This is a genomic window from Micromonospora sp. NPDC005174, assembly GCF_040608495.1.
Taxonomy (GTDB): Bacteria; Actinomycetota; Actinomycetes; order Mycobacteriales; family Micromonosporaceae; genus Micromonospora.
The window spans coordinates 180,986-200,873 of the sequence record NZ_JBEXIJ010000005.1 but is presented as its reverse complement, the minus strand read 5'-3'; the positions used below and the strand labels follow the sequence as shown (position 1 = coordinate 200,873).

Here is a 19,888-nt window from a genome sequence, read left to right as displayed (position 1 = left end):
CCATGCCTCCACAGGCGACGGTTTGCGAAGATTGGTTGACGTGCGGGGACGACCGCGAAGGGTTCGCGCCGGCCGGCCCGGAGGCCGACCGGCGCGAACCCCGCGAGCAGGTCAGTCCTCCGGGATGACGTCCGCCCCAGACTGCTTCTCGAAGAGCTGCTCGACGTCGACGTTGGTCAGCGCGCCCTGGTGGAGGGTGAGGTTGGCGACGTCGCCGTCCCACTTGTCGACGACCTGGGTCGCCTGACCCGGCGGCGTGTAGCGGGAAGCGCCGACGTAGATCGGGCCCGTCGCGTTGAACGCGCCGGTGAAGGTGCCGGGGAACGGCAGGTTGGCCTCCAGCCGGCCGTTGACGTAGAGGCGGGCCTCCCGACGTCCCCGGTCGTAGACACCCACCAGATGAGTCCAGGTGGACAGGTCGTCCTCCTCGTTCATCTGCCGTGACGTCATCATCACGTCGACGACGTTGCCGTACTGCGGCGACGTGTCGAGACCGAAGAGGCTGAAGGACCACCAGTTCCCGGTCACGCCGTTGACGGCCTTCGTCCGCTGACCGAGGTAGAAGGCGGAGTTCTGGTTACCGATCTGCGCGACGGCGGTCTGGATGCCGAGTGACTCCGGGCGCAGCCAGACCGACACCGAGAACGAGTCATTGGTGTTCAGCACCCTGCTGTCCTGCGGAACACCGCTGACGTCCTTCACCGATCGGCCGTACTCGGTGGTCACCTTCGACGGATCCTGCAGATCCTCCGAGTTGAACCGCAGGAAATTGCGGCTCTCACTGCCGGTGTCGGTGCCGACGGTCAGTGCGAGCCGACGCCCGAACTGCCCGGCCTCCGGAGCGCTGCAGAGCGTGGGATCGGTCGACGCCAGGTAGCAGGGGGTCGCGCCGCCGAAGTCCCACTCGCCCACCTGGATCGGACGGAGAATGCCCGGCTCGTCGAATCCACCGGAGGTCGGCTCCTCGGCCAGCTGGCCGGTGAAGTCCTGACCGACGAGCACGCGGTCGAAGGCCTGGACATCGGCGAGGGACCCCGTGAAGTAGTTGTCGGCCACCCCGGTGTTCTGTGCCCGGTTCCGGCCGACGTGGAAGGGGCCGGTGGCGCTCCACGCGGTCGTCCACGGCGTGGATGCGACGGCCGCCCCGTCCAGGAACAGCGTCAGAGTGCGGGCGGCCGAGTCGTAGGAGAAGGCGACGTGACGCCAACGGTTGACGTCCGCCTGGCTGATCGCGGTGGGCGAGTAGAGCGGAGTCCAGGCGGCGTTCGTGCAGTCACCGTTGCGCATGGTGACGTTCCACCTCGGCGCTCCGGACACCATCACGATGCCGAAGAAGAAGCCGAAGTCGCAGTTTCCGCTCTGGGTCGCGATGGCCGCGTTCTGCGTCGGCATACTCGGCAGTTTCACCCAGGACGCCACACTGTACGACTTGGTGGTGTCGAGAACCGAGTTGGCCATGAGGTAGGACCAGCCGTTGAAGGAGGCCGTCTTGCCACCGACGAGGCGTCCGTCGGTCTCCCAGAGGAGGCCCGTGGGCGAAAGCGGGGTGTTGCCGCCCAGCGCGGGCTGACCGTCGGCGAGGGCCTGCGCCTCGGTCACGCCGGGGTAGGTCTCGAGCCCCCAGCGGGCCACCGCCGGTGAGGGACGGGCCGCCGTGAACTCCACCGATGCCTGACCCTGATTTCCGGCACCGTCCACGCCCTTGGCGTGCAGCGTGTTGATGCCGTACTTCGGCACCACGAGGGAGACGGTCGCGGTCTTCACGCAGACGGTGCTGCAGGAGGTGGTGGGCGTCAGCACGGTGACCGCCGACGTCCAGCCGTAGAGGAACTTGGTGACCGTGGTGTCGGTGGAGCTGATGACGAAGGTCGCCACCGAGCCGGGCAGGGGGTTGGGCGCGGAGGTGAGGACGACGGTCACCGGGGGCAGCTTGGTGTCAACGGTGAACTCGCACCACCCGGAGAACGCGCTGGTCTTGTCGTACGGCGCCGGGTCGGTTGATCGGGTACGGAAGGCGTAGGCGCCGCCCTCGACCAGCCCCGACAGGGCAGCGGTGGTGGATCTGCCGTTGGCGGGCACGGACGCGCCCGCCGGCGCGGTCTTTCGGGGGGTGGAGTCGTTGTAGCCGCCGGTGGCGGGGATCTGGAGCCACTCGTAGCCGGTACGGAGTGCCTGACCGGTGTCGGCGTCCGGGAAGATCGCCGAGAAGGTCGGGGTGAGGGTGCCGATGCCGATCCGCTGGCCGGAGACGCAGGCGACGCCGGAGACCTGGAGGTTGTTCGGCGCGCCCGGAATCGAGTCGTAGTCGACGACGAGCTTGGCGTTGTTCGGCCAGAACTTCTTGTAGCGGTCGGTGGTCGACTCGCCCGAACCGTCGGTGGCGCTGCACGCGCAGAATCCGAAGGTGATGTTCGTCGTGTTGTTGGTCGCCTGGGTCTGGATAAGGGTGGTGACGGCCGAGCCGGTGAAGTTCACCGTCATGTCCGGCTGGGGCGAGTCCGAGCAGCCGGAACCCTCGTTGGCGTGGGACTGCGCGGTCGACTTCTGGCTGATCAGCTTCGGCGCCCACGCGGTCCGCGGCGTCGTGGAGATGCCCGCCGAGTGGTACAGGTACGTCGGAGTGTTCCCGCACGACCACGAGTGGTCCAGCTTCATCTGGACGTACGCGGACTCGATGTGCTTGCCCTTCATCGACGTCAGCGGGAAGTCGAAGTACGAGCGGTAGAGCTTGCCGCTGTCCGGGTCCCGGCCGACCCGGGCCACCGACGTGTCGGTGTTGTTGCTGTTGTTGTTCGTCGCGTACGCCCATCGGGTCTTGCCCGTCGACCAGGCCGGGTCGATGAACACCGGGTAGGCCGTCGCGGTCGACAACAGGCCGGCGTCCGGACGGAGCACGAGGTCACCACCATCGACCTCGACATCGACGGCAGCCGTCCTGGCGACGTCGCCCGGCGCCGCCGCCGTTGACCGGGCCAGCTCCGGGCCGCCCTGGGTGTCGTCGGCGGCCATCGACCTGGCGGCCGACGACGGCGTGGTGTTGGAGTCCCACATAGCGGCGGGTTCCGCCGACGCCAGCACCTCGGCGCCGGCCATCGCGGTGAGCCGCCCGTCGGCGCCGCGCACGACACGGGCGTTCCCGCCGAGGTCGAAGCGCAGGGTGCGCAGGGCGGGGTTGGCGGCGGCCTTCGCGTTCTTGACCGCGAAGACGTGCGTGAAGCCGGTGCGGGTGGCCCGCAGCACCAGATCCGTGCCCGGCAGCACCTCCGCGTAGGTGGCCGAGTCGCCGCTGACCGTCGGCTTCGGCAGCCCACCCGGCCAGGCCAGGGTCAACGTCTTGCCCTGTCGCACCAGCGTCACCGCCGGGCCCTTGCCACCGGCGGAGAACCGCACGTCGGCCACCGAGGCGACCGGACGCAGCCAGCCTCCCGCCCCGGCGCGAAGCGAGAGATCGACCGATGCCCACGACCCGTCCGCACGGCGGACCCGCTGCGGCGTGACCGCCGACTCCGACGTGAAACCGCCGGACGGATTCGCGAAGACCTGCGTCAGCTCGGTGCGCGCGTTGGCCACCTCCACCCGCTGGCCGGAACGCTTCGCCTGGGCGACGGCCGAGGCCGCGTCCGGTGCGACCGACGGATTGGCGGGCTTGGCAGCGGGTGCCGCCGCCTCGACGGACGACGGCGCGATGAGCAGGGAACTTACGACCACAGCCGCGACGCTGGCGGCAGTGAATCGGGAACGTTTCAGGAATAAGGCAGGCAGCATCGAGCGGCCAGGCATCATCTCAACCCCCGTGATTGAACGTGAACCGGTGGCGAGACTGTAGGGCTCACACGCCTCCGTGTCCACATCGGTCACGTTCGGTCATCCTGAATCGGGCATGGGCGCCCATAGGAGCACTGCCCGCGACGGATGGTGACGGCTGTGCGCGGGGGTGCGCCCGGGGGGAAGCACTCCCGCTACCCGGCCGCTCCGACGCCGGCCGGGGCGGTCGCCGTGGCCGAGGTACGGCGATCGGTTCACCACCAGGGCATTGACGCTGGGCAATTGACTGGATGTCCAGGATGCCTCTATAACGTTGTACGGGTGGTGATGGATGTCAATCTATTTGCCATGACCTGTGGGGTGTGAATCCCGCCGACATCCGCCGTCCGCGCTCCAGAAGCCACCCGATTCCCACCGCCCGCGCGCTGCGGGCTCAGCTGCACGGCCCGCGGCGACCCGCCCCTCGGAGACGGCATGACACGTCAGGACCCCGCCCGCCCCGCCCTGTCCCTACTGCTCATCCTCACCCTCGTCGTCGGAGTGTTCGCCGCACCGACCCGACCGGCGCAGGCCGCCCCGGCCAAGACGCCGCCACTGACCACACCGTGGACCAGCCAGGCGCTGGCCGGGACGCCCCTGCCCGAGTACCCGCGACCACAGATGACGCGTCCGGACTGGCTCAACCTCAACGGGGAGTGGCAGCTGCGGCAGTCCGGCACCGACGACGCCCCGCAGTTCAACACCGACCTGCCCGAACGGGTCAATGTGCCGTTTCCGGTGGAGAGCGCCCTCTCCGGTATCCAGCGGGCCGCCAACGACAACCGCAACTACCTGTTCTACCGACGCACCGTCACCGTCCCGCCGAACTGGTCGGGTCGGCGAACCCTGCTGCACTTCGGCGCCGTGGACTGGCAGAGCACGGTCTGGGTCAACGGCGTACGGCTCGGTGCGCACACCGGCGGTTACGACGCCTTCACCTTCGACGTGACCCCGCAGCTCAACGGCGGCGTGAACGAGATCGTGGTGAAGGTGTGGGATCCGACCGACACCCGGCAGAACGGCAGCCTGCCACCGATCGGCAAGCAGACCAAGCAGCCCGGTGGGATCTTCTACACGCCCAGCTCCGGCATCTGGCAGACGGTGTGGATGGAACCGGTGCCGTCGGCGTCGATCAGCAGCGTGGACGTCTACCCGAACCTGGGCGCCAACACCCTGCGGGTCCGGGTCTTCACCCGGGGCGACGTGAGCGGGCACAGCGTGCTCGCCGAGGCGTTGACCGGAAGCACCGTCGTCGGCTCCGCCACCGGCGGCTTCACGGACTTCAGCGTCCCGGTGCCCAACGCCCGCCGTTGGTCACCCGACGACCCGTTCCTCTACAACCTGCGAATTCGTCTGCGCAACGCGGGTGGCGCGACGGTCGACCAGACCGTCCATTACTTCGGGATGCGGGAGATCACCACCGGCGTGGTCAACGGGGTGCTACGACCGAAGCTCAACGGACAGTTCGTCTTCCAGGTCGGCACCCTCGACCAGGGCTTCTGGCCGGACGGCCTGTACACCGCGCCGACCGATGCCGCCCTCGCCTTCGACCTGCAGATGCACAAGGACCTGGGCTTCAACATGGTGCGCAAGCACATCAAGGTCGAGCCGCAGCGCTGGTTCTACCACGCCGACCGGCTCGGCCTGCTTGTCTGGCAGGACATTCCGTCGCTCACCGCGCAGAACATCGACCCCACCGATGCGCAACAGGCGCAGTTCGAGACCGAGGCACGCGAGATCGTCGACGAGCACCGCAGCTCCCCTGCGGTCGTCGCCTACACGCCCTACAACGAGGGATGGGGCGAGCGCACCCTGGCCGACACCCGCCGCGTGGCACAGAACATCAAGAATCAGGACCCCACCCGCCTGGTCAACCCGCACAGCGGCCACAACTGCTGCCAGTCCCTCGGCGACCCCGGCAACGGCGACATCGACGACTGGCACGTCTACCTCGGCCCGGACTCACCCTCGCCGTCGAGCAGCCGGATCGCGGTACTCGGCGAGTTCGGCGGCCTGGGCCTGCGCACACCCGGCCACGAGTACAGCCCCAACGGGCAGTTCTTCGCCTACGAGTGGCAGCCCACCTCCGCCGCGCTCACCGACCGGTACGTGGGGCTGGTGCAGGGCGCGCAGAACCTGATGCTCGGCAAGGGTCTCAGCGCCTCGATCTACACCGAGATCGCCGACCAGGAGGGAGAGTTGAACGGCTTCCTCACCTACGACCGGCAGGTGGTCAAGATGGACCAGGCACGCGTCCGCGCGGCCAACACCGCCCTCGTCAGCGCGTCCAAGGCGATCGGCAGTTCCGCCCCCGTCGCCCTGCCGGTCAACACGCGGCGCTCGTTGCAGGTGACCACCCCCGGCTACACCAACCGGTACCTGCGCCACCAGAACAGCCTGGCGTACACGGAGGTGGTCGACGCGGGCAGTTCGGCGCTGCTCAAGAACGACGCGACGTACGTCATCCGGCCCGGCCTGGCCGACGGCGCCTGCTACTCCTTCGAGTCGGCCAACTATCCCGGTCAGTACCTGCGGCACCAGGACTCCCGGGTCCGCAACTCGCCGAACGACGGCTCGGCGCTCCTGCGGGCCGACGCCACCTGGTGCGCCCGGGTGGGACTGACCGGAAGCGGCGTGTCGCTGGAGTCGTACAACTTCCGTGGGAAGTACCTCCGGCACTACAACTCGGAGGTGTGGCTCAGCAACGGCACGGGCGGTGACGCTTACAACAGCCCCACCCTCTGGGCGGCCGACAGCACCTGGAACATCGCCGCTCCCTGGGCCCCCTGACCACGACGGACCGCGCTCCGATGATCGGTGCGGGCCGGCGGAGTGCCGCCGGCCCGCACCAGCTCACGTGTCGGCCTGCGCGTCGCAGAGCACGTCGAGATGCACGATCCGCGACGTGCCGTCACGGACCGCCTGCTGCTGGCTGCTGTTCAGGTCGTCGTCGAGGTAGTCCACGGCCTTGGCCCGGTCCCGGATCTCGTACACCGTCACCGAGCAGGTGCCCGTGTCCGGATCGGTGCCCTGGCCGTAGGCCAGGTAGTCGTAGAACAGGTACGAGGTGTCCGTGCCGCCCGAGCTCAGGGTGAGCCCGGGGGCGGTGACCGGCGGAGCCCCTTCGCCGGCCGGCCCCAGGTAGGACCGACCTTCGCCGTTCGAGTACGCCGACTTGACCAACGTGAAGCCCTCCACCCGCACGCGGTCGGCGTACCGCTGGGTCTCATTGCCGTCGCCGCAGCCGGCCGCGCCGACGACCAGCAGTACGGCCGTCACCACGATCAGGGTCCGGCGGGGCACCGACGTCAGGAACACGTGAACACTCCGGAGTGGCAGACCATCTGATCGGCCGTCCAATAGTAGCGACCGATGGTCGTGGCGTAGACCGTCCCGCTCGGACCCAGATCGCCACGCTGCCGCACCGCTTCGTTGTAGTTACGCTCCCCGACGTTGTAGATCCCGGCGCCCACCTGCTGGGGCGTCCATCTCTGCTTCATGCCCACGGTGGCCGTCCGTTCCGCCGCGGCCGTGGTGTCCTTCAGCCGGTACGCCGTCACCTTGATGGAGAGGTCGTTGTGCCAGATGAGCGAGGACCAGTCGACGTCCCCCAACGCCTCCGGGTGGTTCACCTTGGTGCTCTCGAACGCTTCCTGCTGGATGTTGCCCCAACCGATCGACGGGGGATTCGCCTGTTCGCCCTTCTTGAAGCCCGTCACGTTGCCCACGAGCTGCTTCAACGGGCCGTAGATGCCCAGCTTGTCGGCCACCACGCTGGCCGCCTGGACGTTCTGGTCGATCGACGCGTACTTCTCCGAGTTACCCACCTCGGCCATGAGCACCGCGAGCAGCCACCGCGGGTCGATGTCGGCCTCCTGGGCCGACTCGACGGCCATCAGCATCCAGGCCGCCGGACCACTCGGGTTCTTCCACCACGTGGCGCCGACCACCTTCTTGTACTTCTGCTCCCAATCCTTCGTCTTGGTCAGGGTCGGCGGGCGACGTCCACCCCAGCCGTTGCGCACCGGATCATTGAACAGCCGCCTGCGGTTCTCGACGTCGTGCAGGATGTCCTGCTGGTATTCCTGCATCGAGACACCCTCTGGGATGGTGCCCGTCGGGTCGGAGGCCGTCACCGGAGAGTTGTTCGCGTACGCGTAGGCGTGGAACTGCTGCGGGTCCTTGAGGTCCTGGACCGGGTCCACCGACACGAAGCGGCCGAGGCCCGGGTCGTAGTCGCGTGCCCCGATGTGGGTCAGACCGGTCGGGTCCTTGTCGCCGCCGACGAAGCCCTTCGAGTTGCGCCACTGCGGCTGGCTGCCGCGTGGGTCGCCGTACGGGGTCTGCCGGCGGGCCGAGACCTGCTGACTGAGCGCATCGACGCTGACCTGCTGGGTGCCCTGGTGATCCGAGTAGTGCCAGGTCAGTCCGTTGGGGTCACGGCTGGCGACCGTCCTGCCGCCGAAGGTGTAGTAGCGGACGGCAGACGTCGTCGAACTACCGGTGCGCCGGATCTCCTGTCCCGGCAGGTAGAGGGTGGTGCCGTTGGCGTCCCGGCGGACGAGCCGGCTGCCGTCGACGTCGTAGACGTTCGACTCGACGCTCTGCCCACCGACGGTGACGGTGGCGAGCTTGCCCTCACTGTTCCAGCTCAGCGCCTGGGAGTTGGTGTAGGCGGTGTCGCAGGTGTTGGTGGCGGCCCCCGTCGGGCGACAGGTCATGTTGCCGGTGCTGTCGTACCCGTACCGGGTCGTCACTCCGGCGCCGCCGTTGGTGACCGTGGCCACCGAGTCGACCCCGTGTGGGCGGACCTTGTCCTTACCGCTGTCCGGCACCGCGTAGGTGCGGACCGTGTCGCCGACCGTGGAATGCACGGTCTCGGTACGGCGGTTGCCGATGTCGTCGATCGTCCACTCGTGCCAGTACGGGGCCGGGCCGCCCAGGTTCGCCACCGACGGCGCCGTCGCGCAGGCGACGCCCGCCTTCGGTGACCACGCCGAGGTCAGCCGCCGCAACGAGTCGTAGCCGAAGCACTGGTTGTCCCCCGAACCCACCTGCGGCGCGTCGGTGACCGAGAGGATGTTGCCCGCGGCGTCGTACCCGTAGGTGGTGTCCTGCACCGTGCCGGCCGCCGTCTCGGGCTGCACCTTGTACCGCTCGAGCCGTCGGGTGGTCAGGTCGTAGTACGCCGCGTCCTCGACGTACACGCCACCGTTGATCTTCCGGGTGGTGACCGTCGGCTCGCCGTAGGCGGTGTACTGCTGACCGATCACGTAGGCGCCGACGTTGATCAGGTTGGTGTCCAGCCCACTGGGCAGACCGGTCGTGGCGTCGTACCGGGTGGTCACCGTCTCGGTGGTCAACCCGTTGGCGGCCGGCAGCGTCACCGAGGTCGCGTCGCCCGTGTAGGGCGAGTAGCCGAAGCCGTAGATGTACGTCCCGGCGATGCCCGTGCCCTCCACGGTCGGCACCACGTACTGCGTGCCCGTCGGCTGGTACCGGTCGTTGTACCCGCTCACCCGGTAGGTGTACGCGTTCGCCGATCCCGCCGGCTCGTAGCGGATGCTCTGGCCCAACTGGCCGCGTACCGTCTGGCCGGTATAGAGCCGGTCGTACGTCCACGCGGCCCGCTTCGTGCCGGCCGAGACGGTGTCGTCGTACACGCCGATCTTGCGGCCGAGCTTGTCGTACTCGTAGACGAGCACCTCACCACGGGCGTCGGTGGTCTTCACGAGGTCGCCGTAGTCGTTGTACTCGCTCCGGCTCGTGCCCTTGTCGGGGTCGACGGTGACGGTCTTGCGCCCCCGGATGTCGACGGTGTACCGCCACTCGTTGCCCAACGAGTCGGTGACGGTCCGCAGTTCGCCCTTGCCGTCGTAGCCGTACCGCGTGGTGAGGGTCTTGGAGCCGGTCTGCCGAAGCTCGACGGTACGCCCGAGGGCGTCCACCACCGTCGTGGTCGGTACGCCACCCGACGGCGGGGTGACCGTCGTGGAGTCCCCGAGGTACCTGGTGGTGGTACGCCACTTCTCCACCAGGTTCGTCACACCATCGGTGCCGAAGAAGACCTGGTCGGTGGCTCGAGAAGCTCCGTCGAAGACGGTCTTGGTCAGCGCGGGCACCGACCACTCCGGCTCCCACCAGAGCGCGCCGGACGGCGTGCCGGGTTCGGCGTGGGCGGAGTAGCTGGTGACGGCCCGGCCGGCCTTGTCGTACAGGGTGTCGGTGACGACCCGGCCACCGCCCACGCCCGTCGTCTGCACCTGCCGGGACCGCAGCAGCGCGTCGAAGATCTGGTGGGACGTGGTGTACCCGCCGCCCGGGTGCAGCGTCCGGCTCGTGGTGTACGGGTAGGCGTCCCGCGCGGCGGCGAAGGTGTAGTCGTATCGCGCCGACGGGTTGTTCGGGTGGTCGGCCTTCGTCCAGCCGATCTTCCAGACCTGGGCGGTACGCCCGAGCGCGTCGTACTCGATGTCGGTGACCCGCCCGTTGGGATCGGTAGTCCGCACCGGCGAACCCCGGTACGGCTCCGACTCCATGGTGCTGACCCAGCCGCTTGCGCCGTTGGGGTCCGCGGTCGTCGTGGTCACCTTTCGCAGCGGCCCACCGGAGGCCGGCAGGTACGCCTTCGTGGTGACGTTGCCCCGGTCGTCGGTGCTCTGGGTGATCCGGCCGAAGGTGTCATAGGCGGACTCGCTGTTGACCCGCCAGGTCGTGCCGCCCGTGCTCGACCAGTCCTTCAGGCTCTCGACCTTGGTGACCAGCCCCTTCGTCGGGGCGGCGCCGACGCTCGTCGCGCCGTCGTAGTAGTTCCGCTCGTCCGAGACGACATCGTCGGGCCCGGTCGGCGCGACTCCGCAGGTGAGCGCCGTGACGGTGGTCTGCCTCACGACCTCGACGAGGTTCGCTGCGGTGTTGCGGTTGTAGCTGTAGGTGGTGCACTTCTCGTCGCCGGTCTTCGCCGTGTCTCCATCCTCCTGGGTCCAGGTCGTCGTGCCGTAGGTGTCGTCGAAGCGGGACTCCGTCCGGGTCGTACGCCACCCCGAGGCGCCGTCCACTCCCAGAGCGGTGGCCGAGTAGGTGGCCGACGTGCGGGTGAAACGGGCCGTGACGGTGTCACCGTTGATCGTTCGGGAGGCCAGTGGGGGTGACATCCAGGGCACGTTCACGGTCTTGCTGACCGGCTTGGTGCTGACCCCGTTGTAGGTCACCTGCTCGCGGGCCAGGCCGGCGAACTGGTCCTCGTCGTACACCGTCTCGTTGCCCAGCGACGCGCCGACGGTGACGGTCCGCGAGCCGCCCGAGGTGGTCGCCCGGTCGCCGTGCATGCCGCGCAGGTACGTGGTGCGGCTCAACGTCTGGCTCGGCGCGTCACCGACGCGGGTCTCGACCGTCGCGTATCCCCGGAACTGGCTCCACGTCTTGCGCTTCGGCTTGACCAGGCCGTCGTCGTCGGCGTAGTGCCAGGCCGGCGCGCCGACGTAGGTGTAATAGGTGTTCTTCACCGGCTGCCCGTGGTCGGTGCCGTTCACCATCACCGTCAGGTCCGACTCGGAGATCTGGGTGACCACGTACTTGTGCCACCACTCGGTGATGTCCGGACCGTCCGGGTCGTAGGGGTCCGCGCCGATGACCGGATAGCACCGCTTGGCGTTGTCGTACGCCGTCGCGGGGAGGTTGCCCGACGAGCAGTCCGGCAGACTGTAGGTGACCTGGATCTTCGCGCCGGTCTCGGTCACGATGTTCCCGATCCGCATCCGGTTGTTGCTGGTGTTGTTCGTCGTCAGCACCCGGTTGCGCAGGGACACCGGCTCGAACGTCACCGGCGGCATGCTGACCGCCGTCCCGGAGAGCCCGGTGTGCGAGATCGCGCTCAGCCACATGCCGGCGTGGTCGCTGCCGTCACCGACGGCCGGATACGTGTGGGTGAGGGTCCAGGAGTCCACGGGCTGCCAGGCCGGCGTGGTCCTGGTGGTGTCCCAGACCTGGGTGGTGATCTTCGACAGCCGCTTGGTCGACCAGTAGGTGGGTGAGTAGTTCTCCTTGCAGTTCGCGGCGGTGGCCGTGCACTCCTGGTCCCAGGGCACGTCCTTCCAGTGCGCCGCGTCGTGGGTGCTGCAACCGGAGTCGCAGCGGTCCGCCGTCGTGAAGATCACCTGTGCGGTCGGGGTCACGGACCGGTCGCCCGACCCGCGGTCCCACGTGCCGTAGTCGATGCGGGTGAGCGTGCCACCCCGCACGTAGGACGCCTTGTCGGTGTTGCTGGCGTTCCGGCCGTAGTAGTTGGTCTCGGTGCCGTACCAGTAGGACATCGTGTTGCCACGGGGGTCGACCACGTAGTCGAGGTTCCACCGCCAGGCCTGGTCGCAGAACGAGGCGGTGAAGGAGCTGCCGTGGCACGGCTCGCCGCTCTGGTTTCCGGCCACCGGAACGGTCCACGTCGAGTTGGTCTTCGCCGACTGACCGGGCAGGGCGTGCAGGCCGAAGAAGTACTGAACTCCGTCGGCCGTGGTGACCTTCCAGTACTCACCGTTGTTGTCACCGTTGCTGCCACCGGTGACCTTCTCGATCCTCGAACCGTCCTCGTTGCGGCTACGCCAACCCTTGCCGCTCTCGTACACCAACTCCGAGCCCCGTCCGTTGAGGGACAGGGTCGCGTTGTCGGACCGCCAACACTGGTCGCCCGTCTTCTTGCTGCTGTTGCTGTCGGTCATGTCCTCGCCACAGCCGACGTACTTGCGCTCGATGTACCCGGACCACAGGTCGAACCCCTCACCGACCCACGTCGGCTGGTTGTTCTCGGTGCCGGACCTGCCGTCCATCGACGCCGAGGAGTAGCCGAGGGAGAAGGTCGGCACCGGGCCGGCGATCGCCGGCGGCATTTTCATCGGGTACGACCAGTTGAAGTCCCCGGTCGCGCCGCCTGCCGCCCAGGTCGCTGACGGTGTGAGTGAGGTGGCGGTGTAATCACCCTCGGGTCCGGCGCTGCCGGCCGCGAGTGCGACGAGGGTGGAGCCGGCGGTGCGGGCCCCGGAGGCCGCCACCGGTACGGGTACCTCGGCGCTCACCTGGCCGTCCTTGTTGACCGATGGCAGCGGCGTGGCGGCGCAGCCGGGCGTCGGTCGCTCCCGCAACGCGCACTCGGGCACCTGCCACAGGCGTAGCCGGGACGACCAACTGCCGCCGATGGCGTTGCGGAATCCCCGGTAGTCGACCGAGACCGCAGCCGCGCCGGAACCCGTCGCCGTCTCGCCCGCGGTCGCCGCGGCGGTAGCACTGACGCGCATCAGCAGACCGTCACGCCACTGCTGGGGCACGACGGACCGGTCGAGCAGCTCCACGGCCACCGCGTCGGTGCGCGCTCCCCGCGCGCCGTCGGCCCGACCCACCGTCACCGGCAGCGCGCCGGCTCGTACGGCGGGAGCGGCGGTTTTCCGTTGGCCCGCACCCGCCTGCGGCAGAGTGACGGTCGCCCGGCCGGGCTTCGGCCACGTCGGAGCCGCCAGCTCGGCGTTGCGCGCCGGCTGTGTCGGCCACGCCCGTCCGGCGGCGGTCCCACCGTCGCCGTCCAGCGCTTCCCGCTGCGCGGACAGGTGCGGTTTGGGCTTGGCGGCGGCCTCGGGCGGCGCCACGAGAACCGAGACGACCAGGACACTGCTGAGCAGTGCCGCCGCGACGCGGCGCGAGCCTGGACGTGATTTGGGCAGCAGAGATCTAGCCGGTGTCATCGCATCCCCCGTGATGAAGCTGAACCAGTTGGCGAACTGTAAGGTTTCGCGAACCCTCTGTCCATCCTGGTCACTCAGGGTCATTCGGCTCCGGCGCTGACGCCTGACGGGCGGCGCCCAGCCCGTGACGGGACGACCGTGGCCCTCGCTTCCAGGCGGCAGGGCGTCAACCGATCTTGCGTCTGACGCGGCTCACGCCGTGATGTCCCGGCCCGTAACAGCCCCGAAACTACCGGTTGAAAAAGCCGGAACTTTCTGCGAGCCTGAGACATCGATCAGTGTGAACGTTGCCATGATCCTTTCAGACCGCAGCGGCCCGGACACCGCATCCGACCGCCGGACCCGTCGGGTGACCTAGGCAGCGCTAGCGCAACCGGCACCGCGGTTTCACCCACCCGAACAGCACCCGAGTTCTCCCCACCCACCACCGGAGGATCAGCATGGTTTCCCGGCCCCGTCCCACCGGGCGTACCCGACTACGAACGGTCGCTCTTTCCGGAACTGCCGCGATAATTGTGGCCCTGGTCGTATCGATGCTGCCCAACCTGGCCCAGGCCGCCGAGACGACTCTCGGCGCGGCGGCGGCCCAGTCCGGCCGGTACTTCGGTGCCGCCGTGGCCGCCAACAAACTCGGCGACAGCGCCTACACGACGATCTTGAACCGCGAGTTCAACGCTGTCACGCCCGAGAACGAGATGAAGATCGACGCGACCGAGCCGCAGCAGAACAACTTCACCTTCGGCAACGCGGACCGGATCGTCAACCACGCCCTCTCCCGGGGTTGGAAGGTCCGCGGCCACACCCTGGCCTGGTACTCCCAGCAGCCGGGCTGGATGCAGGGCATGGAGGGCACCGCGCTGCGCAACGCCATGCTCAACCACATCAACCGGGTGGCCGGTTACTACCGGGGAAAGATCTACTCCTGGGACGTGGTGAACGAGGCGTTCGAGGACGGCAACAGCGGGGCCCGTCGTAACTCGAACCTCCAGCGCAGCGGTAACGACTGGATCGAGGCGGCGTTCCGCGCCGCCGACTCGGCGGACCCGGACGCGAAGCTCTGCTACAACGACTACAACACCGACAACTGGACGTGGGCCAAGACCCAGGCCGTGTACAACATGGTGCGCGACTTCAAGTCCCGTGGCGTACCGATCGACTGCGTCGGGTTCCAGTCGCACTTCAACGCCAACTCGCCGTACAACAGCAACTACCGCACGACCCTGTCCAGCTTCGCCGCCCTCGGGGTGGACGTGCAGATCACCGAGTTGGACATCGAGGGTTCCGGTACGACGCAGGCCAACACCTACCGCAGCGTGGTCAACGACTGCCTCGCCGTGGCTCGCTGCAACGGACTCACGGTCTGGGGAGTGCGGGACTGCGACTCGTGGCGCTCCAGCGGCACTCCGCTGCTCTTCGACTGCAGCGGCAACAAGAAGGCCGCCTACACGGCCGCCCTGGAGGCGCTGAACAGCGCCGGCCCCGGGACCACCCCCACGCCCACCACGCCGGGTCCGACCCCCACCGTCACGCCGACCGCCCCACCCGGCTCCGCCGGTGCGATCGTCGGCACCCAGTCGGGCCGGTGCGTCGATGTGCCGAACTCCTCGACCACCAACGGCACCCGGGTACAGCTCTACGACTGCAACCGGCAGACCAACCAGCAGTGGACCTACACGTCGGGCAGACAACTACAGGTGTACGGCACCATGTGCCTCGACGCGGCCGGTTCCGGCAACGGCGCGGCCGTGCAGATCTACAGCTGCCACGGACAGACCAACCAGCAATGGAACGTCAACTCCAACGGCACCATCAGCAGCGTCCAGTCCGGACGCTGCCTGGACGTCTGGAGCACCGCCAACGGCGCCCAGATCCAGCTCTACGACTGCCATGGACAGACCAACCAGCAGTTCCGGCTCTCGTCCAGCGGCGCGTAAAGCTCTACCAGGGACGTTCCGCCCAGACAAGGTCGGGGCGGGCGGGCTCGGCACCTGACGAACCCGCCCGCCCTCGTCTCTCCACCACCACCCCCAGGAGGTACCGACAGTGCGAGGACCCGCAGACCATCCGCCGCCCCCGGCGAACACCCCTGTCGACCGCAGGTCGCCCGGCATCCGAGGACGCCTGTTCACGTTGGCCGCGGCCGGGATCGCCGCCGCGGTCGGGCTGCTCACCATCACCCTGGCGACCGGGTCGGCGTCGGCCGCCGACAACCCGTACCAGCGCGGCCCGGACCCCACCCGGACCAGCGTCACCGCCGTGAACGGTCCGTTCGCCAACACGTCCGTCAGCGTCCCGACGGGGTACGGCTTCAACGGCGGCCGGATCTACTACCCGACCGACACCAGCCAGGGCACCTTCGGGGCCATCGCCATCTCGCCGGGTTACACCGCGTTGTTCTCCGCCGAACTGGCCTGGATGGGACCGTGGCTGGCTTCCCACGGCTTCGTCGTGATCGGCATCGAGACCAACAGCCGCAACGACTTCGACACGGCCCGGGGCACCCAGTTGCTCGCCGCGCTGGACTACCTGACACAGCAGAGCCCGGTACGCGACCGCGTCGACCCCAACCGGTTGGCTGTCGCCGGCCACTCCATGGGCGGCGGCGGGGCGTTGAGTGCCGCGATGCGGCGGCCGTCGCTGAAGGCGGTCGTCGGCATCGCGCCGTACTCGCCGTCGTCGAACCTGGCCAACGACCGGGTGCCCACCATGATCTTCGCCGGCCAGGCCGACACGGTGGTCACCCCGTCCTACGCCACCGGTCTCTACAACAGCATCCCGAGCACCACCGAGAGCACCTACCTGGAGGTCGCCGGCGCGGATCACGGCTTCATGGTCGGACGGTCGAACCCCGTGCTGGTCCGGACCATGCTGCCGTTCGTCAAGATGTTCGTCGACAACGACGCCCGGTACAGCCAGTTCCTCTGCCCGCTGCTGGACAACAGCGGCGTGGTCACCTACCGCAGCACCTGCCCGCTGCTGCCGTCGACGCCGACCAGCCCGACGCCGACCACGACACCGACGAGCAGCCCGACACCGACGCCCACGGTCTCGCCCACCACCCCACCCGGCTCGGCCAGCCAGATCGTCGGCACGCAGTCGGGCCGGTGCGTCGACGTACCCAACGCCTCACGCACCAACGGCACACGGGTCACCCTCTACGACTGCAACCGGCAGACCAACCAGCAGTGGACCTACACGTCGGGCAAACAACTACAGGTGTACGGCACCATGTGCCTCGACGCCGCAGGCTCCGGCAACGGCGCGGCCGTGCAGATCTACAGCTGCCACGGACAGACCAACCAGCAATGGAACGTCAACTCCAACGGCACCATCAGCAGCGTCCAGTCCGGACGCTGCCTGGACGTCTGGAGCACCGCCAACGGCGCCCAGATCCAGCTCTACGACTGCCACGGACAGACCAACCAGCAGTTCCGGCTCACCGCCCTGACCTGATGGTCCTGACCGACCGGCAACGGGCGGGCTCGGCGTCACGCCGGGCCCGCCCGCTCGTGCGGCGGTGACCGTGGCTCACGTACCGGTCCGTGGCGCCGTACTCTCCCGCACCACGAGCGTGGGTACGACGAGCGGCAGAGGCTGTGGCACCATGTCGTCGATGGCCTGGGTGACCGCCGTGATCGCCCGTCGACCGACCGCGCCGAAATCCTGCTGGATCGTGGTCAACGGCGGAATCAGGTACGCCGCTTCGGGGACGTCGTCGAATCCGACGACGGAGATGTCCTGCGGCACCCGCCGCCCGCGCTCGTGCAGCGCACGCAGCACACCGATGGCCATCTGGTCGTTGGCCGCGAAGACCGCGGTGGTCCCGCGCATCTCGCAGATCCGCAGCCCGGCCAAATAGCCGCTGTGGGCCATCCAGTCCCCCTCGACCGGCTCGGGCGGCCGGATGCCCGCCGCGAGCATCGCCGAATGCCAGCCGTCGCGGCGGGCGCGCGCCTCGGCCCAGTTGAGCGGACCGGACACGTGCACGATCTCGGTGTGCCCGAGGCCGAGCAGATGCTCGGTCGCCATCCGGGCGCCGAGCACCTGGTCCACGCCGACGGTGAGGCTTGCCCTGGACAGGTCACCCTCCACCACCACGAAGGGCACGCCGGACCGGGTCATCCGCACCACTTCGAGAGCCTCGTCGTTGCCGGCGATCATCACGACGCCTTCCACGCCCACACGCATGAGGTGTTCGGTGGCGTCGCTGAGCGCCCGTACCGTCACCTCCGACAGGCTCACCGAGGTGGCGAAGTAACCGGCGGCGCGGGCGGCGTCCTCGACGCTGCGGTGGATGCTCGTCGGACCGAACAGCGTCCTGGCCGTGCCGATGATGCCGATCATCCCGGAACGTCCCCGCACCAGCGCTCGGGCGGCGGTGTTGGGGCGGTAGTCGAGCCGCCGGATGGCCTCGAGAACACGCTCCCGCGTCTCGCGTCTGATGGCGGGTGCACCGTTGATGACCCGGGACACCGTCTGGTGCGACACGCCCGCCAGGCGGGCGACGTCCGCCATGACCGGGGGCCGATGGGCGGTCGTCACTGCTTTCTCCGCGTGAACTCGCACTGGCGGGCCGTCCGTTCTTCCATGGGTGGGTACCTCGTACGTTCCGCGCCCGTCAGTGTGAGTGGCGGGGCACCGCGCTGCCGCTACCACCGACGAGGAAGTCGAGATCGGCTCCGCTGTCGGCCTGGAGAACGTGCTCGCTGTACAGCCGTACCCAACCACGGTCGGCCACCGGCGGCGGTGACTTCCAGGCGGACCGGCGCTCGGCGAGTTCCGCCTCGTCGACCAGGAGTTCCAGGCGGCGCGTGGCGACGTCGACCTGGATCTGGTCGCCGGTGCGCACCAGCGCGAGAGGGCCGCCCACGGACGCCTCCGGTGCCACGTGCAGGACGCACGTGCCGTAGCCGGTGCCGCTCATGCGGGCGTCCGAGATCCGCACCATGTCCGTGATGCCGGCGGCGAGCAGCCGGCGGGGCATCGGCACGTTGCCCACCTCCGGGAAGCCGGGGTAGCCGCGCGGGCCGGCGTTGCGGACGACGATCACCGTGTCGGGGGTGACGTCGAGGTCCGGATCGTCGGCGGCGACGACGTACTCCTCGATCCGGTCGAACACGAGCGCCGGACCGGTGTGCGAGAGGAGGTGAGGGGATGCGGCGGAGACCTTCAGCACCGCCCCGGACGGCGCGAGCGACCCGCGCAGCACCACGGTGCCCGAGCCGGCGGCCTGGAACGGCTCCTCCAGGGTGGCGATGACCTCCCGGTTCCAGCACTGGGCGCCGTCGACGTTCTCCGCCACGCTCCTGCCACTGACCGTGATGTGGTCGGTGTGCAGCAGCGGGGCGAGCTCCTTCATCACCACCGGAAGGCCACCCGCGTACGCGAAGTCCTCCATCAGGTACGCCCCGGAAGGCATGAGGTTGACGAGCAGGGGCACCTCCGCGGTGAGGGTGTCGAAGTCCTCCAACGACAGGGGCACACCAAGGCGTCCGGCGATGGCGAGCAGGTGTACGACGGCGTTGGTGGAACCGCCGATCGCGGCGTTGACCCGGATCGCGTTCTCGAACGCCTCGCGGGTGAGCACCGACGACAGTCGCTGGTCCGCACCCACCATGGCGACGATCCGACGTCCAGCGGCCTGCGCGAGGGCGTACCGCCGGGAGTCGACGGCGGGCACGGCGGCGGCCCCCGGTAGCTGCACGCCGAGCGCCTCGGTCACGCAGGCCATGGTGGAGGCGGTCCCCATGGTCATGCAGTGGCCCCGGCTGCGGGACATGCCGACCTCTGCCTCGGCGCAGTCGGCGGCGGTCATCCGGCCGGCCCGCATCTCCTCCGTGAAGCGCCAGACGACAGTCCCCGAGCCGATGTCCTGGCCGCGGAACTTGCCGTTGAGCATCGGGCCGCCGGTCAGCATCAGCGTCGGCAGGTCGACGCTCGCCGCACCCATCAGCAGGCCGGGAGTGGTCTTGTCACAGCCGGAGAGCAGGACCACGCCGTCGAGGGGGTTGGCGCGGACCGATTCCTCCAACTCCATCGCGAGCAGGTTGCGGTAGAGCATGGTGGTGGGACGCATGAGCGGCTCGCCCAGGCTCATGGCCGGGAACTCCAGCGGTAGGCCGCCGCTCTCCCACACGCCCCGCTTCACCGATTCGGCCAGGTCACGCAGGTGGGCGTTGCAGGGTGTCAGCTCCGACCAGGTGGTGGCGATGCCGATGACCGGGCGACCGTCGAAGACGTCGTCCGCGAAACCCTGGTTGCGCATCCAGGACCGATGGATGAACCCGTTACGGCCCTCCGCGCCGAACCACTGCCCGCTGCGCAGCGGTCCATCTGTCGTCGACATCAGCACACCT

The 19,888-nt window shown here is 68.9% G+C and carries 8 protein-coding genes; 3 read left to right on the top strand and 5 right to left on the bottom strand.

Features of this window, described 5'->3' with window-relative positions; all coding sequences use genetic code 11:
- Nucleotides 1–111: 111 nt before the first annotated feature.
- The gene (locus ABZU91_RS08910) at nucleotides 112–3,708 is read right to left on the bottom strand and encodes a LamG domain-containing protein (protein ID WP_355236178.1); all 3,597 of its coding nucleotides are present in this window, start codon (nucleotides 3,706–3,708) and stop codon (nucleotides 112–114) included.
- A 531-nt stretch (nucleotides 3,709–4,239) separates the two neighbouring features.
- Between ABZU91_RS08910 and ABZU91_RS08905 the strand changes: the two genes are divergently transcribed.
- Nucleotides 4,240–6,594, top strand: coding sequence for an AbfB domain-containing protein (locus ABZU91_RS08905; protein ID WP_355236175.1), 2,355 nt, complete (start codon nucleotides 4,240–4,242; stop codon nucleotides 6,592–6,594).
- Between the two features lie 63 nt (nucleotides 6,595–6,657).
- Here ABZU91_RS08905 and ABZU91_RS08900 read toward each other — a convergent pair whose 3' ends face one another.
- Both ABZU91_RS08900 and ABZU91_RS08895 read right to left on the bottom strand, forming a co-directional pair.
- Nucleotides 6,658–7,122, bottom strand: coding sequence for a hypothetical protein (locus tag ABZU91_RS08900; protein WP_355236172.1), 465 nt, complete (start codon nucleotides 7,120–7,122; stop codon nucleotides 6,658–6,660).
- A complete protein-coding gene (locus tag ABZU91_RS08895) occupies nucleotides 7,113–13,532 on the bottom strand; it encodes an RHS repeat-associated core domain-containing protein (RefSeq protein WP_355236170.1) in 6,420 nt (2,139 codons plus the stop codon). Before ABZU91_RS08895 ends, ABZU91_RS08900 begins: the two co-directional genes overlap by 10 nt.
- Nucleotides 13,533–13,972: 440 nt before the next feature.
- Between ABZU91_RS08895 and ABZU91_RS08890 the strand changes: the two genes are divergently transcribed.
- Entirely contained in the window at nucleotides 13,973–15,466 is a 1,494-nt protein-coding gene (locus tag ABZU91_RS08890) for an endo-1,4-beta-xylanase (RefSeq protein WP_355236167.1), read from the top strand.
- 109 nt (nucleotides 15,467–15,575) lie between these two features.
- Entirely contained in the window at nucleotides 15,576–16,985 is a 1,410-nt protein-coding gene (locus ABZU91_RS08885) for a ricin-type beta-trefoil lectin domain protein (RefSeq protein ID WP_355236164.1), read from the top strand.
- A 75-nt stretch (nucleotides 16,986–17,060) separates the two neighbouring features.
- On the opposite strand, the gene ABZU91_RS08880 is transcribed toward ABZU91_RS08885, so the two are convergent.
- Together ABZU91_RS08880 and ABZU91_RS08875 are read right to left on the bottom strand one after the other, a co-directional pair.
- Complete coding sequence (locus tag ABZU91_RS08880) at nucleotides 17,061–18,074, bottom strand: LacI family DNA-binding transcriptional regulator (protein WP_355236161.1); 1,014 nt, start codon at nucleotides 18,072–18,074, stop codon at nucleotides 17,061–17,063.
- A gap of 76 nt (nucleotides 18,075–18,150) precedes the next feature.
- A complete protein-coding gene (locus tag ABZU91_RS08875) occupies nucleotides 18,151–19,878 on the bottom strand; it encodes an IlvD/Edd family dehydratase (RefSeq protein ID WP_355236158.1) in 1,728 nt (575 codons plus the stop codon).
- Between the last annotated feature and the right edge of the window lie 10 nt (nucleotides 19,879–19,888).